This is a genomic window from Streptomyces sp. B15, from assembly GCF_018070605.1.
GTDB lineage: Bacteria > Actinomycetota > Actinomycetes > Streptomycetales > Streptomycetaceae > Streptomyces > Streptomyces smyrnaeus.
Map to the genome: position 1 here is coordinate 78,399 of NZ_JAGPXJ010000025.1, position 13,409 is coordinate 91,807.

14 protein-coding genes, 1 tRNA gene and 2 pseudogenes are annotated in these 13,409 nt (G+C 69.6%); 7 read left to right on the forward strand and 10 right to left on the reverse strand.

Annotated features, from left to right (window positions below; translation table 11 throughout):
* Positions 1–15: 15 nt before the first annotated feature.
* The 4 genes from KBY19_RS14405 to KBY19_RS14420 form a co-directional block, all read right to left on the reverse strand.
* Positions 16–846, reverse strand: coding sequence for an MBL fold metallo-hydrolase (locus KBY19_RS14405; protein WP_099883214.1), 831 nt, complete (start codon positions 844–846; stop codon positions 16–18).
* Positions 843–1,724 carry an NUDIX hydrolase gene (locus KBY19_RS14410; protein WP_210957396.1) on the reverse strand — a complete coding sequence of 294 codons (882 nt, stop codon included), beginning with the start codon at positions 1,722–1,724 and terminating at the stop codon, positions 843–845. The genes KBY19_RS14405 and KBY19_RS14410 overlap by 4 nt, the downstream gene beginning before the upstream one ends.
* Positions 1,725–1,947: 223 nt before the next feature.
* The gene (locus tag KBY19_RS14415) at positions 1,948–2,412 is read right to left on the reverse strand and encodes a RidA family protein (RefSeq protein WP_099883212.1); all 465 of its coding nucleotides are present in this window, start codon (positions 2,410–2,412) and stop codon (positions 1,948–1,950) included.
* The gene (locus KBY19_RS14420; RefSeq protein WP_003975360.1) at positions 2,409–2,570 is read right to left on the reverse strand and encodes a DUF4177 domain-containing protein; all 162 of its coding nucleotides are present in this window, start codon (positions 2,568–2,570) and stop codon (positions 2,409–2,411) included. The genes KBY19_RS14415 and KBY19_RS14420 overlap by 4 nt, the downstream gene beginning before the upstream one ends.
* Positions 2,571–2,682: 112 nt before the next feature.
* Here KBY19_RS14420 and KBY19_RS14425 point away from each other — a divergent pair, with 112 nt between their 5' ends.
* Entirely contained in the window at positions 2,683–3,681 is a 999-nt protein-coding gene (locus KBY19_RS14425) for an ArsA-related P-loop ATPase (protein ID WP_210965903.1), read from the forward strand.
* A gap of 155 nt (positions 3,682–3,836) precedes the next feature.
* Complete coding sequence (locus KBY19_RS14430) at positions 3,837–5,330, forward strand: ArsA family ATPase (RefSeq protein ID WP_210965904.1); 1,494 nt, start codon at positions 3,837–3,839, stop codon at positions 5,328–5,330.
* Positions 5,331–5,598: 268 nt separating this feature from the next.
* Here the strand turns inward: KBY19_RS14430 and KBY19_RS14435 are convergent, their stop codons facing one another.
* On the reverse strand, positions 5,599–5,949 hold the full coding sequence (locus KBY19_RS14435; RefSeq protein ID WP_099883209.1) for a WhiB family transcriptional regulator: 351 nt from the start codon (positions 5,947–5,949) through the stop codon (positions 5,599–5,601).
* Positions 5,950–6,294: 345 nt separating this feature from the next.
* Between KBY19_RS14435 and KBY19_RS14440 the strand changes: the two genes are divergently transcribed.
* Positions 6,295–8,646, forward strand: a complete 2,352-nt coding sequence (locus KBY19_RS14440; protein ID WP_099883208.1) for a transglycosylase domain-containing protein — start codon at positions 6,295–6,297, stop codon at positions 8,644–8,646.
* A gap of 181 nt (positions 8,647–8,827) precedes the next feature.
* Here the strand turns inward: KBY19_RS14440 and KBY19_RS14445 are convergent, their stop codons facing one another.
* Positions 8,828–9,292, reverse strand: coding sequence for a GatB/YqeY domain-containing protein (locus tag KBY19_RS14445; RefSeq protein WP_185017766.1), 465 nt, complete (start codon positions 9,290–9,292; stop codon positions 8,828–8,830).
* 172 nt (positions 9,293–9,464) lie between these two features.
* Here KBY19_RS14445 and KBY19_RS14450 point away from each other — a divergent pair, with 172 nt between their 5' ends.
* Together KBY19_RS14450 and KBY19_RS14455 are read left to right on the forward strand one after the other, a co-directional pair.
* Positions 9,465–10,409 (forward strand): metallophosphoesterase, encoded by a 945-nt coding sequence (locus KBY19_RS14450; RefSeq protein WP_210965905.1) that lies wholly within the window; start codon positions 9,465–9,467, stop codon positions 10,407–10,409.
* 92 nt (positions 10,410–10,501) lie between these two features.
* Positions 10,502–10,575 (forward strand) — tRNA-Pro (locus KBY19_RS14455).
* Positions 10,576–10,650: 75 nt separating this feature from the next.
* Here the strand turns inward: KBY19_RS14455 and KBY19_RS14460 are convergent.
* A complete protein-coding gene (locus tag KBY19_RS14460) occupies positions 10,651–10,797 on the reverse strand; it encodes a hypothetical protein (protein ID WP_210957392.1) in 147 nt (48 codons plus the stop codon).
* Positions 10,798–11,085: 288 nt separating this feature from the next.
* Here KBY19_RS14460 and KBY19_RS14465 point away from each other — a divergent pair, with 288 nt between their 5' ends.
* The gene (locus tag KBY19_RS14465) at positions 11,086–11,340 is read left to right on the forward strand and encodes a hypothetical protein (protein ID WP_185017764.1); all 255 of its coding nucleotides are present in this window, start codon (positions 11,086–11,088) and stop codon (positions 11,338–11,340) included.
* Positions 11,341–11,350: 10 nt separating this feature from the next.
* Here KBY19_RS14465 and KBY19_RS14470 read toward each other — a convergent pair whose 3' ends face one another.
* The 3 genes and pseudogenes from KBY19_RS14470 to KBY19_RS36495 all read right to left on the reverse strand — a co-directional run.
* Complete coding sequence (locus KBY19_RS14470) at positions 11,351–12,079, reverse strand: GntR family transcriptional regulator (RefSeq protein WP_185017763.1); 729 nt, start codon at positions 12,077–12,079, stop codon at positions 11,351–11,353.
* Between the two features lie 100 nt (positions 12,080–12,179).
* Complete coding sequence (locus tag KBY19_RS14475; RefSeq protein WP_210965906.1) at positions 12,180–12,623, reverse strand: ATP-binding protein; 444 nt, start codon at positions 12,621–12,623, stop codon at positions 12,180–12,182.
* 298 nt (positions 12,624–12,921) lie between these two features.
* A pseudogene (locus KBY19_RS36495) lies at positions 12,922–13,284 on the reverse strand (UTRA domain-containing protein); the annotation flags it as partial.
* Between the two features lie 45 nt (positions 13,285–13,329).
* On the opposite strand from KBY19_RS36495, the pseudogene KBY19_RS36500 reads away from it, so the two are divergent.
* Positions 13,330–13,409: pseudogene (locus tag KBY19_RS36500) on the forward strand (IS5/IS1182 family transposase); the annotation flags it as partial.

The window sequence follows — 13,409 nt, forward strand, 5'->3', positions numbered from 1 at the left end:
TGGGCCACGGGCAGCTCACACCAGTCCGTGTTCGACCAGATAGTCCAGCTGCGCCCGTACCGACAGCTCGGCTGCGGGCCACAGCGATCTGTCCACGTCCGCGTAGACATGGGCCACCACGTCGGCCGCCGTCCGGTGCCCCTGTTCGACAGCCGTCTCCACCTGGGCGAGCCGTTTCGCGCGGTGGGCCAAGTAGTACTCGATCGCGCCCGGTGCGTCGTCGAGCACGGGCCCATGGCCGGGCAGTACGCGGGTGACGCCGTCGTCCACGGTCAGCGAGCGCAGCGAGCGCAGCGAGTCGAGATAGTCGCCGAGCCTGCCGTCCGGGTGGGCGACGACCGTGGTGCCGCGCCCCAGCACCGTGTCGCCGGTGAGCACGGCGGCGTCGGCGGGCAGGTGGAAGGAGAGCGAGTCGGCGGTGTGCCCTGGCGTGCGGACGACGCGCAGCTCCAGGCCGCCCGTGGTGATGACGTCCCCGGCACCGAGCCCCTCGTCGCCCAGTCGCAGTGCCGGGTCCAGGGCGCGGACCGGTGAGCCCGTCAGCTCGGCGAACCGTGCGGCGCCCTCGGCGTGGTCCGGGTGGCCATGGGTGAGCAGGGTGAGTGCGACCCGCCTGCCCTGCCGTTCGGCGGTGGCGATGACGTTGCGCAGATGTGCTTCGTCCAGCGGGCCCGGGTCGATGACGACGGCGCGGTCGGAACCGGGCTCGGCGACGATCCAGGTGTTGGTGCCGTCCAGCGTCATGGGGGACGGGTTGGGCGCCAGCACGCAGTAGGCGCGGGGGGACGCCTGGCCGTCGATGGCGCCGCCTCGCGGCCGGCCCGGAAGTGCTTCGGCGTCGGTCATGCGGGATCGATCCTCTTGGTGAACTCGTCGTGTCCTGGCCAGCTGAGCACGATCTCACCGTCTTCCAAGCGGGCCCGTGCCAGTACGGGCGCCATGTCGCGCTCTGCCGCGGCGGCGAGCGCCTCCGCGGCGGTCCCGTACGGCGTCAGCCGGCGCAGGGTGGCGATGGTGGGAGGCATCATCAGCAGTTCTCCCCGGTCGTAGCCCGCCGCGGCGTCCTCGGGGCGCACCCAGACGGTGCGGTCGGCCTCGGTGGAGGCGTTGCGGGTGCGCTGGCCCTCCGGGAGGGCGGCGACGAAGAAGTACGTGTCGTAGCGCCGGGCCTCGAACTCCGGCGTGATCCAGCGGGCCCAGGCACCCAGCAGATCATCGCGCAGGACGAGCCCTCTGCGGTCGAGGAAGTCGGCGAAGGACAGCTCGCGGGCGACCAGTGCGGCGCGGTCCGCCTCCCAGTCCTCGCCGGTGGTGTCGGCGACCACGGTGCGCGGGTCGGGGCCGGCCAGCAGGACGCCGGACTCCTCGAAGGTCTCCCTGACGGCCGCGCACACGATCGCCCGTGCCGTGGCCTCGTCGGTGCCCAGCCGCTCGGCCCACCAGATGGCCGCCGGCCCGGCGGCGTCGACGGCGCGGGCGTCCCGTGGATCGACGGAGCCGCCCGGATACGCGTACGCACCGCCCGCGAACGCCATGGAGGCACGGCGGCGCAGCATATGGACGGCGGGACCCTCGGGGGAATCCCGCAGGAGCATCACGGTGGCGGCTCTGCGCGGCGTCACCGGGGTCAGTTCGCCCGCGGCCAGGGCGCGGATGCGCTCGGGCCACTCGGACGGGTACCACTGACCGTTCCCGGCAGGCGGTTCGGACGACGAGGACGACATGGCCGGATGCTACGGCTCACCGTCCCGATGTTCGAGAGGCACTCCTGCCCTGCTGACAACCGGCTGACCGGCTGACAACCGGCTGACCGGCGGTACCGGACCCACCCACCTCAGCCGGTGGGCTCGATACCGTCACTCGTCCCGGCCGTGGCTGAGCACCTTCGGCCGAAGAGTTCGCGGCGGGCAAGCAGGAGTACCCCTCCATCGACTCCAGCGGGCCGGCTCAGTCGGTGAGCTCGACCTGCATCTCGACCTCGACCGGCGCGTCCAGCGGCAGCACCGCGACGCCCACCGCGCTGCGGGCGTGCTTGCCGGCGGCGCCCAGCACCTCGCCCAGCAGCTCGCTGGCACCGTTGATGACGCCGGGCTGGCCGGTGAAGTCCGGTGCGGAGGCGACGAAACCGGTGACCTTGACGACGCGTGCGATCCGGTCGAGGTCCCCGGCCACGGACTTGACGGCGGCCAGTGCGTTCAGCGCCGCCGTCCGCGCCAGGTCCTTCGCCTCCTCGGGGGTGACCTCCGCGCCGACCTTGCCGGTCGTCGGAAGGGTGCCGTTCACCAGCGGAACCTGGCCCGCGGTGTACACGTACCGGCCGCTCTGCACCGCCGGTACGTACGCCCCGGCGGGGGTGGCGGTCTCGGGCAGGGCCAGTCCGAGCTGGGCTAGCTTGTCCTCGGCCGCGCTCACGCCTGCTTCTCCCGCTTCAGGTAGGCCACCAGCTGTTCGGGGTTGTTCGGCCCGGGTACGACCTGGACCAGTTCCCAGCCGTCCTCGCCCCAGGTGTCGAGGATCTGCTTGGTCGCGTGCACAAGGAGCGGCACGGTTGCGTATTCCCACTTCGTCATGGGGAAGACCCTAACGAACACAGCCGCGCGCGGGGACGCCGCGAGCACTGGCCGGACGGCCGACGACGACCGGTCTCGCCGGAGCCCCGGGCAACGAATTAGGCTCCCAGCCGTGAGCAGGCTTCACGTAGTGACCGGCAAGGGCGGGACCGGTAAGACCACGGTCGCCGCCGCACTCGCGCTGGCCCTGGCACACGGCGGCCGACGGACGCTGCTCGTCGAGGTGGAGGGCCGCCAGGGTGTCGCACAACTCTTCGAGACGGAGCCGCTGCCGTACGAGGAGCGGAAGATCGCCGTCTCCCACGGCAACGGCGAGGTGTACGCACTGGCCATCGACGCCGAGCGGGCGTTGCTGGACTACCTCCAGATGTTCTACAAGCTCGGCAGCGCCGGCCGCGCCCTCAAACGACTGGGGGCCATCGACTTCGCGACCACCATCGCGCCCGGCCTGCGGGACGTACTGCTGACCGGTAAGGCGTGCGAGGCGGTGCGCCGCAGGGACAAGCGGCAGCGACCCGTCTACGACGCCGTGGTGATGGACGCGCCGCCCACCGGCCGCATCGCGCGCTTCCTCGGCGTCAACGAGGAGGTGGCGGGGCTCGCCAAGGTGGGCCCCGTGCACAACCAGGCGCAGGCCGTCATGCGCCTCCTCAAGTCGCCGGAGACGGCAGTGCATCTGGTGACGCTGCTGGAGGAGATGCCGGTCCAGGAGACGGTCGACGGCATCGCCGAGCTACGGGCCACGGGGCTGCCGGCCACCTCCGTCGTGGTCAACATGGTGCGCCCCCAGCTGCCGGGCGAGGAGCAGCTGCTGTCGGCCCATGAGCGCACGGACGAGATAGCGCGCGCCTTCGCACGCGCCGGGCTCGGGGGCGCGCGCCGTGGAGGACGCGCCGAACGTCTCGTCGCCCCGCTGCTGGAGCAGGGCAGGGAGCACGCCGAGCGGGTGGAGCTGGAGCGCGGACTGCGCGCGGAGTTGTCCGCGCAGGGGCTGCCGGTGCGGGAACTCGGTCTGCTCAGCGAGGGCGTCGAGCTCGCGGGCCTGTACGGGCTCGCCCGCGAGCTGCGCGGCCAATGGCAGACGTCCGGGACGGACGGCGCGCGCCCGTGAGCCCAGACCCCGCGCAGACCCCGCGGAAGCGGCCCTCCAAGCCACCGCGGACCGCCGAGACACCGCGGCCACTGCGAACCGCCGGGACACCGCGAACTCCCAAGGCGCGGCAGACGCCCGTGCCACCCGCGACCTTCGGGGAAGGAGAGGCATCCATGGCCACGCCGCTGGACGCCGACGTTTCGGACGCCGACACTCCGGACACCGACGTGCCGGACGCCGACGTGCCGGACGTCGAGGTACCGAACGCCGACGTGTTGGACGCCGAAGCGCTGGAGATCGACCCTCTGCTGGACGACCCGACGACACGGATCGTCGTCTGCTGCGGCTCCGGAGGCGTCGGCAAGACCACCACGGCCGCGGCCCTGGGCGTACGCGCCGCCGAGCGCGGCCGCCGGACCGTCGTACTGACCATCGACCCCGCACGGCGGCTCGCACAGTCCATGGGCCTGTCCGAACTGGACAACACCCCGCGCGAGGTCCCCGGCATCGACAAGGCCGCAGGCGGCGAACTGCACGCCATGATGCTCGACATGAAGCGCACGTTCGACGAGATCGTCGAGACGCACGCCGACCCCGACCGCGCCAAGGCGATCCTGGAGAACCCGTTCTACCAGTCGCTCTCCACCGGGTTCGCCGGTACGCAGGAGTACATGGCGATGGAGAAACTCGGCCAACTGCGCGCCGGCGACGAGTGGGACCTGATCGTCGTCGACACCCCGCCCTCCCGCTCCGCACTGGACTTCCTGGACGCGCCCAAGCGCCTCGGCTCGTTCCTGGACGGGAAGTTCATCAAGCTGATGATGGCGCCGGCCCGGGTCGGCGGCCGGGCCGGAATGAAGGTGGTGAACCTCGGCATGGCCGGGCTCTCCCTCTTCACCGGCGCCCTCAACAAACTGCTGGGTGCGGGCCTGCTGCGGGACGTGCAGACCTTCGTGGCCGCCATGGACACCATGTTCGGCGGCTTCCGCACCCGCGCGGACGCGACCTACCGGCTGCTGCAGGCCCCCGGCACCGCCTTCCTCGTCGTCGCGGCGCCGGAACGGGACGCCCTGCGCGAGGCCGCCTACTTCGTGGAACGGCTGGCCGCGGACCGGATGCCGTTGGCCGGGCTGGTGCTCAACCGGGTGCACGACAGCGACGCGGCGGGACTGAGCGCCGAGCGGGCCGTCGCGGCGGCCGAAAATCTTGAAGAAGGCGGCATTGTGGATCGCCGGCGGGGGAAGATTCTGGATCGCGACGCTCCATCGGCCGGTCCAGCGGATCCCGAGGACGGCTCCCCCGCCTCCGAGAGTCCCGGTCCAGCCCGGTCCGTCACCACACTTGGGGGGAACGAGACGACCGAGACGACAGAGCGAACGATCCCTGACGCGCGATCGGCGGCCGACCGCGCGTCCGCTCCGGATGCCACCGGCGACGACGAAGACGTCGCCGTGCTGGCTGCGGGGCTGCTGCGGTTGCACGCCGACCGTATGCGGCTGCTGGCCCGCGAGCGGCGCACCCGTGACCGCTTCACGGCGCTGCACCCGGACGTGCCGCTGGCCCAGGTGACCGCGCTGCCCGGTGACGTACACGATCTGGACAGCCTGCGCACCATCGGCGGGCGCCTCGCCGACCAGCACCGCCGCTCCTCCACCGGCACGGACTGACCGCGCACTGCGCCGCCCGGACCGCACTCGTCCGCCGGGCCGCCCGGGCACACGGCAGCACCGACGCGGCGCACGAGGTGGCAGCTCGTCCGCCGACCACAGGAGGCCGAGGCCATCAGGCCGGGACCCGGCGCGGCGTCTCCGTTCCGCGGTACCGCTCCGCATGCGCGGTACCGCTCCACCTACCGCAGCACGCTCGGCGTACCGCGGCACCGTTCGGCGTACCGCGGCACCGTTCGGCGTACCGCAGTACCGTTCCGCCAGATGGTCAGCCCACCGCGGCGTACCGTTCGTGCTCGTCCGCCTCGAGCTCCACATCGACCGGCAGCACCACTCCGGTGCTGCGCTCGTACTCCGAGCGCGCCGTCTCCAACAGGCGTCGCCAGGAGGTGACCGTCGGGCGGCGGCGCAGCAAGGCTCTCCGCTCACGCTCGGTCATTCCTCCCCACACTCCGAACTCCACGCGGTTGTCCAGAGCGTCGGCGAGACATTCCGTGCGGACCGGGCAGCCCGTGCACACGGCCTTCGCGCGGTTCTGCGCGGCGCCCTGCACAAACAGTTCGTCCGGATCCGTAGAGCGGCAGGCAGCCTGCGCGCTCCAGTCTGTTACCCAGCTCATTGCCGGTGCCGTCCTCTCCCGAATCGAGGCTCCCCCACGGCGGCGAACGGCATATTCACCGTTGCCAGTTGAGGACGTTACGGAAGAGCGCACAGCACGCAACACCCCCTTCGGGCCCAATCTTGAATGGCCCGAACGGACTATGCGTGCGCGCCACATCACCCAACGGAGTGAGTCGGAAGCACTGCGGAGACTCTGAGTGGAGGAAGCGGGGGGTGATGAGGGGTGATGGGAGGTGTCAGAGTGACAACGACCGCAGCTTAGGCGACCCCGCGCGGCCCTGTCCGGCGTTTGCCACGCTTCCCCACCGGTGCCCTGACACCGTCACGTCGTACGCTCTTACTCATGGCTAAGAAGCGCGCGGGCAGCGGAGTCGGCAAGCCCCAGCAGATCGCCAAGTTCGTCGGCGTGAGTGTGCTGGCGGGGATGGTGATGGCCGGGCTCGCGCTGCCCGCTGTCGGGACGCTCGGCCTGGCGACCAAAGGCACCGTCGAGGGCTTCGACGAGCTGCCGGTCAACCTCAAGCGCCCACCGCTCAGCCAGCGCACGACGATACTGGACAACGAGGGCGGCGAGATCGCCAAGGTCTACTCCCGCGACCGCACGGTCGTCGACCTCAAGGACATCTCGCCGCACATGCGCAAGGCGATCGTCGCCATCGAGGACGCGCGCTTCTACCAGCACGGCGCCGTCGACCTCAAGGGCGTACTGCGGGCGCTCAACCGCAACGCGCAGTCGGGCCAGGTCTCCCAGGGCGCCTCGACGCTCACCCAGCAGTACGTCAAGAACGTCTTCGTCGAGGAGGCCGGCAACGACCCGGAGAAGGTCGCGCAGGCCACTCAGCAGACCATCGGCCGCAAGATCAAGGAGCTGAAGTACGCGATCCAGGTCGAGGAGGAGCTGGGCAAGAAGAAGATCCTGGAGAACTACCTCAACATCACCTTCTTCGGCCAGCAGGCGTACGGCGTCGAAGCGGCCGCACAGCGCTACTTCTCCAAGTCGGCCAAGGACCTGAACCTGGAGCAGTCCGCACTGCTGGCGGGCATCGTCCAGTCGCCGAGCCGGTACGACCCGGTCATCCATGAGGACGAGGCGACCAAGCGGCGCAACATCGTGCTCAACAAGATGGCCTCGCACAAAGACATCACCCGCAAGGAGGCCGAGGCCGCGAAGAAGAAGCCGCTCGGGCTGGACGTCAGCCGCCCCAAGAACGGCTGTATCACCGCCACCATGGGCGCGGGCTTCTTCTGCGACTACGTACGCGAGGTCTTCCTGAACGACGAGACGTTCGGCAAGACCCGCAAAGAGCGCGCCAAGCGGTGGAACCGGGGCGGCCTGACCATCAAGACCACGCTCGACCCGAAGGCGCAGCGGTCGGTGCAGAAGTCGATCGAGTCCCATGTGAACAAGTCGGACAAGGTCGCCACCGCCGCGACGATAGTGCAGCCGGGCACCGGAAAGATCCTGGGCATGGGGCAGTCGCGCCCGTACGGCTTCCAGAAGCACGAGACGCAGATAAACCTCTCGGTGGACAGGTCCATGGGCGGCGGCGCCGGCTATCAGCCGGGGTCGACGTTCAAACCCGTGATCGCCGCGGCCGCACTGGACAAGGGGATGAGCCCCTACAAGTCCTACTCCTCCCCGTACCGCATGCAGTACCCCTCGCCGGTCGACAGGTGCAAGGGCAAGTGGCGCGGCAAGGCCCCGGTGGAGAACGAGAACAGCAGCGAGGTCGGCCCCTACCGGATGAAGGAGGCGACCGCGAAGTCGGTCAACACCTACTTCGTCCAGCTGATAAGCGACATCGGCATCTGCCCGGTGACGAACATGGCGCAGAAGATGGGCATCGAGCGCGCCGACGGCAAGAAGATCGACCAGGTGCCGTCGATCTCGCTCGGCACCCAGGAGATGTCGCCGCTGACGATGGCCGAGGGGTACGCCACCTTCGCCAACCGCGGCGTGCACTGCACCCCCGTCGCCATCGAGTCGATCACCGACGCGCAGGGCAAGAAGCTGGACGTCCCCAAGACGTCGTGCAAGCGCGCGATGAAGACCAAGACCGCCGACACGGTCAACTCGCTGCTGCGCGGCGTGGTCGAGGACGGCACCGGTAAGAAGGCGGGCCTCAGCGGCCGCGACAGCGCCGGCAAGACGGGTACCACCGACCAGCGCTACGCCGCCTGGTTCGTGGGCTACACCCCGAACATGTCCGGCGCCGTCTGGGTCGGCGACCCGGAGCACCGGGTGCGGATGGTCGACATCACCATCGGCGGACGCCCCTACGACAAGGTCTTCGGTGGCGAGGTACCCGGTCCGATCTGGCGGGACGCGATGGCGGGCGCACTGGCCGGCGAGGCCGCGCCGGACTTCCACCACGTGCCCATCCGGGACGGCGGCAAGAAGCCCCGCACGCCCTCCAAGCCCCCGTCCCCGCCGAAACCCGACGACGACGCAGGAGACAACAAACCGCCCGACCCGTGGCCGGACGTGACCGTACCGCCGGACGTGATCGGCGGCGGTGACGCCATCGGGGGAGGCGGCGGCACCCCGGGCGGCACCGGTGACCCCGGCGGCATCGGGGGCGGCGGCTGGCCCGGCGGCAACGGGAACGGAGGCGGCAACGGAGGCGGCGGTGCCGACGGTGGTGGCGCCGACGGGGGAGGCGGCTGGGACGCGGGTGCCGGCGGCTTCCCGTAGCACGCGCACAGGGCCGACGGCCCACGTGTAAGGGGCGCCCTCCCGGGGGAGGGCGCCCCTTACACATCTCGTACGGTCGTCTCCACGGTCACCCCGGAGGGCTCCAAATCCGCGGCCCCCTCATGGGCCCCGAGCTGCCGGGGCGACCAGAACGGCCGGCCGTCCCGCCGACCGGGACCCGTCAGCCCGCCAGCCGCTTCTTGACGGCTGCCGCCACCCGGCCGCCCTCCGCGCGGCCCGCGACCTTCGGGTTCACGATCTTCATGACGGCGCCCATCGCCTTCGGCCCCTCGGCACCGGAAGCGCGGGCCTCCTCGACGGCCTCGGTGACCAGCGCGTCCAGCTCCTCGTCCGTCAGCTGCTTGGGCAGATAGTCCGCCAGCACCTCGCCCTCGGCCCGCTCCCGCTCCGCCTGCTCGGTACGGCCCCCGCCCGCGAACGCCTCCGCCGCCTCACGCCGCTTCTTGGCCTCGCGAGTGATCACCTTCTGCACCTCGTCGTCGGAGAGCTCGCGCGCGCTGGTGCCCGCGACCTCCTCCTTCGTGATCGCGGCAAGGGTCATCCGGAGAGTGGCGGAACGGAGCTCGTCGCGCTCCTTGATCGCTGCGGTCAGGTCGTCCTGCAGCCGGGACTTGAGCGTGGTCATGGGGTCAGTGTGCCAGGATCGCCCCGCCGACCGCCCCCCATATCCGTACCGAGCGGCTCTCCGGCCCGGCCCGCGGCAAGGCTTCAAAGGGCTGCGCCGGCGCCTCCACAGGGGCCTGCGGGCCGAGCTCCCAGATCTGCGACCGGGCTTCCGCTTCTGCGACCATGGGGCCATGCGCGCGCGATACCGGATCCCCTTGAAGACAGCTGTCGGCATCACAGCGCTCGGCGCGGCCTGCGTCGGGTACGCGGCGGGTGTCGAAGTACGTTCGTTCCGCTTGCGACGGGTCTCCGTACCCGTACTACCTCCCGGTATGCACCCGCTGCGCGTCCTGCAGATCTCCGACATCCACATGGTCTGCGGCCAGCGCAAGAAGCGGCGGTGGCTGCAGGAGCTGGCCGGACTGCGGCCCGACTTCGTCATCAACACCGGGGACAACCTCTCCGACCCCGAGGGCGTCCCCGAAGTCCTCGACGCCCTCGGCCCGTTGATGGAGTACCCGGGCGCCTACGTCTTCGGCTCGAACGACTACTACGGGCCCAAGCTGCGCAACCCCGCCAAGTACCTCATGGAGAAGGCGACCGGCAAGCACGGCCTGAACGGGAATCCCCCGGCCGTCGGCGTCGTCCACAACCCGTGGGAAGAGCTGCGGGACGCCTTCGACTCCGCCGGCTGGGTCGGTCTGACCAACACCAGGGGCCGCCTCAAACTGGACGGCGGCCAGGAGATCGCCCTGACCGGACTGGACGACCCGCACATCAAGCGGGACCGCTACGGCGAGGTCGCCGGCGGCCCCGAAGCCGACGCGGACCTCTCCCTCGCCGTCGTACACGCTCCGTACCTGCGCGTACTCGACGCGTTCACCGCGGACCGCTACCCACTGATCCTGGCCGGCCACACCCACGGCGGCCAGCTCTGCATCCCCTTCTACGGCGCCCTCGTCACCAACTGCGACATCGACACCGACCGCGTGAAGGGCCTCTCCACCCACCGCACGGGCGGCCGCGAGTCCTACCTCCACGTCAGCGCGGGCTGCGGCACCAACCGCTACACCCCCGTCCGCTTCGCCTGCCCCCCGGAGGCCACCCTCCTCACCCTCACCCCCCGCGAGACCTGACCCACAGCCCCTCCCCTCCGGCCCTCCCCCGTCCCCCTCGAAACCCGATTTCGCCTCAGCGCTCACCTGGGCTAAAGTAGTCGTCGTTGCTTCGGGGTGTAGCGCAGCTTGGCAGCGCGCTTCGTTCGGGACGAAGAGGTCGTGGGTTCAAATCCCGCCACCCCGACAGAGGTCAGAGGGCCCAGTGTGATAGTTGCACTGGGCCCTCTGACGTGCGTACAGCAGCGGAGTACAGCAACCGCTACGACTCCCGCTGATCCTCTCCGGCCGACCCCTCGTCGTCCTCCCCCGGCTGCGGCTCCTGGGAGCTCTGGCCCCCGAGGGCCGTACCGAGCTTCCGCAGCGCCCGCCGCGTCTCGGCCGAGGGCACGTGCGTGTAGACCTCCATCGTGACCGCGATCTCGGAGTGCCGAAGACGTAGCAAGCTCGCAGACCGAGTTATCAAGTTGACTTGTCAAGTTTCGTGAGCCCAATCAGCAGTAGCAATCTGGAAGTGGAGGCAACTGAGGAGGTAGCGGCCATGAACAAGGCTCGTCACACCCGGCACACGGAAGGGCCTCCGCCGAACCGGGAAAGGAGCGCCCCCGAGCAGCAAGCGGAGCAACAGCCGTCCGCTAGGCCGCCAGGTCCCGACCAGCCAGAGGCCCAGCTCAGAGCGCCCAGAAAGAGGCACAGGGTGTTCCTCTGGTTCTTTCTGGCAGTGCAGCTGATCTTCCTGATCTGGATCATCGCCGGAGGAATGTCGGGAAGCGGCACCCCGGCTCAGTGCCGAGGGCTTACCGGGATGGAACTTCAGGACTGCAAGGACGCCGCTGATGCCGGGACGGCGATCGGGGTGGGTCTGATCATCGTCATCTGGGCGGCCGTGGACTTCATCCTGGTCGCCACGTACGGGGTGTACCGACTCGCCAAACGGCGACCGCGGGAGTGAGGCTCACAGGTCAGTCCAGCCGGTAGGTATCTTCCAGCTCCTGGCGGTCAGCGGGTAGCAATACGTCCATAACCTGCAACGCTTGTCCCGCAGCGTCCCGCGCTACGACAAGCACGCTCAGCGTTGGCTCCCTCTTGGGCACCGAGAGGAGGTTCCGCTCCTCCTGGAGCGGCATACGCGCCGAGACGCGTTCGGTGAGGTGGTCGAAACGCACCCGCTTGCGGGACTCAAGGTGTTCCCGCAGGCCATCCGACAGAGGCGAAGCCTCGGCCAGGTCGGTCCCGTCAGCGAAGGACGGGGGGAAGTACGAGGAGACCAGCTCGACGGCCTCTCCCTCATCCTCGACGAGGAGGCGGCGGACGAGCACAGTGCTCTTCTTCGGAATCCCGAGCAAGCTGGCGACCCGGGACGGGGCGGGCACTTCCCCCACCTCAACCAGTCGACCAGGTGTACGCGCTTCGATCCGCTCCAGCGCTTGCCGCCCTCGCTGGTCTTTCCTCTGAATGGCCTCGGGCTGACCTCGCACGATCGTGCCGTAGCCCTGACGAGACTCCAGCCAGCCGTCCCGCTTCAGCAGCTCAAGAGCGCGAACGACGGTCGGCCGAGACATACCGAAGGTCTGAACGAGCTGATTTTCACTGGGCACCCGCGTGCCGGGAGGGTACGTGCCGTCCTCGATACGGCTCTGGAGCGTCTGAGCCAACCGCACGTACTTCGGTGCAGCCACTTCATACGCCATATCCCCAGCCTCATCGAATCCGGCAAGTCAACCTGTCAACCAGCCTACCGACACTTCTCCCGCCAGAGTAGGACGGTGCACGGTCAGGCTGATCTCTCGGTCAGGAAGGCTTGAACCCGGCGTCGACGCGGAACGAGACAGCCGTGCCGCCGAAGCGGCTGGGGATCACCGTCCACGAGTCGGACAGCGCGTCGACCAGGCCCAGCCCACGGCCGTGTGCCTCATCTGCGACAGGGTGGCGCAGCCGTACGGCCAGCGGGAAGCCCGGGGTATGGACATCGACCCGCAGGGCTTCGCCCTCGCGCCACCACTCCACCCGTACACGCCATGGCTCCTCGGACTCGCCGTACAGGATCGCGTTCGTCACCAGCTCCGAGATCATGAGAACGCAGTCGTCCATCGAGCACGCCAGGTCGTGACGTGCCATGAACTTGCGGAACCAGCGCCGCGCTCGCGACACCGACTCGGGGACGGGATACAGCGTCATGGAGCCGAGCGGTTCCGGCTCTGCGCGTGCGGTGTAGTTGCCAGCGGTCTCGCCCATTCGCGCACCTACTCCCTACCGGTGCCGTCACAGTCCAGACAGCGCCGTTTGCGAGTGGCGCGAGCATGTCCGTCAGCCACAGAGGCGGCCACGGCGGAACGAGGGCTGACGAACTTCCATCCCCGGCCCCGGCACCCGCAGGAAGGTGCCGACCGAGCGGCCTCACCTAACCCCTGTCGCCGTCGGCTCATGCCTCGCGCTCCTTCCATCTGAAGTGGCATTAGCCACTTCAGTGGATACTGGCATTAGCCACTTCGGTCGCGCAAGCACTTCGTCAACATCTGCCCGCAGGGGCAGCTCAGTTGAGGGGGTAGCCCTGCTCGAACGCCCACCGCTCGGGCGGATACGTCGCCTCGGCGAACTCCAACGGCCGGTCCCGCAGGTCGTAGACGACGTGATGAACGATCAGCACCGCAGACCCAGGTGTGAGCGCGAGATCAGACGCCTCATCGTCAGTGGCCAGGCGCGCGCACATGCGGTCCTCTGCGTAACTCCCCTGTCGCCCCGTCATGTTCTCGACGTACATCAGCGTGCCTTCCTGGATGCGGTCGGCATCCCGGAGCTTCGGTGCCCGCTCCCCCACGTCTGGCCCGAACCAGGAGGTAGACAGCGTGATCGGGCCCGACTGGTTGTTCGTCACCCTCCGGCGATGAACCGCCCTAAGCGTTGTCCCGTAACTGCTGGTCAGGGGTGAGATGATCTTGCCGTGTCTGGTGTGATCACGGCGTCGCAGCCCTCCTGGATAGCCCCGTTCAGCGGGCTGAGCCCGCGCCAGTTCGGCAAGCT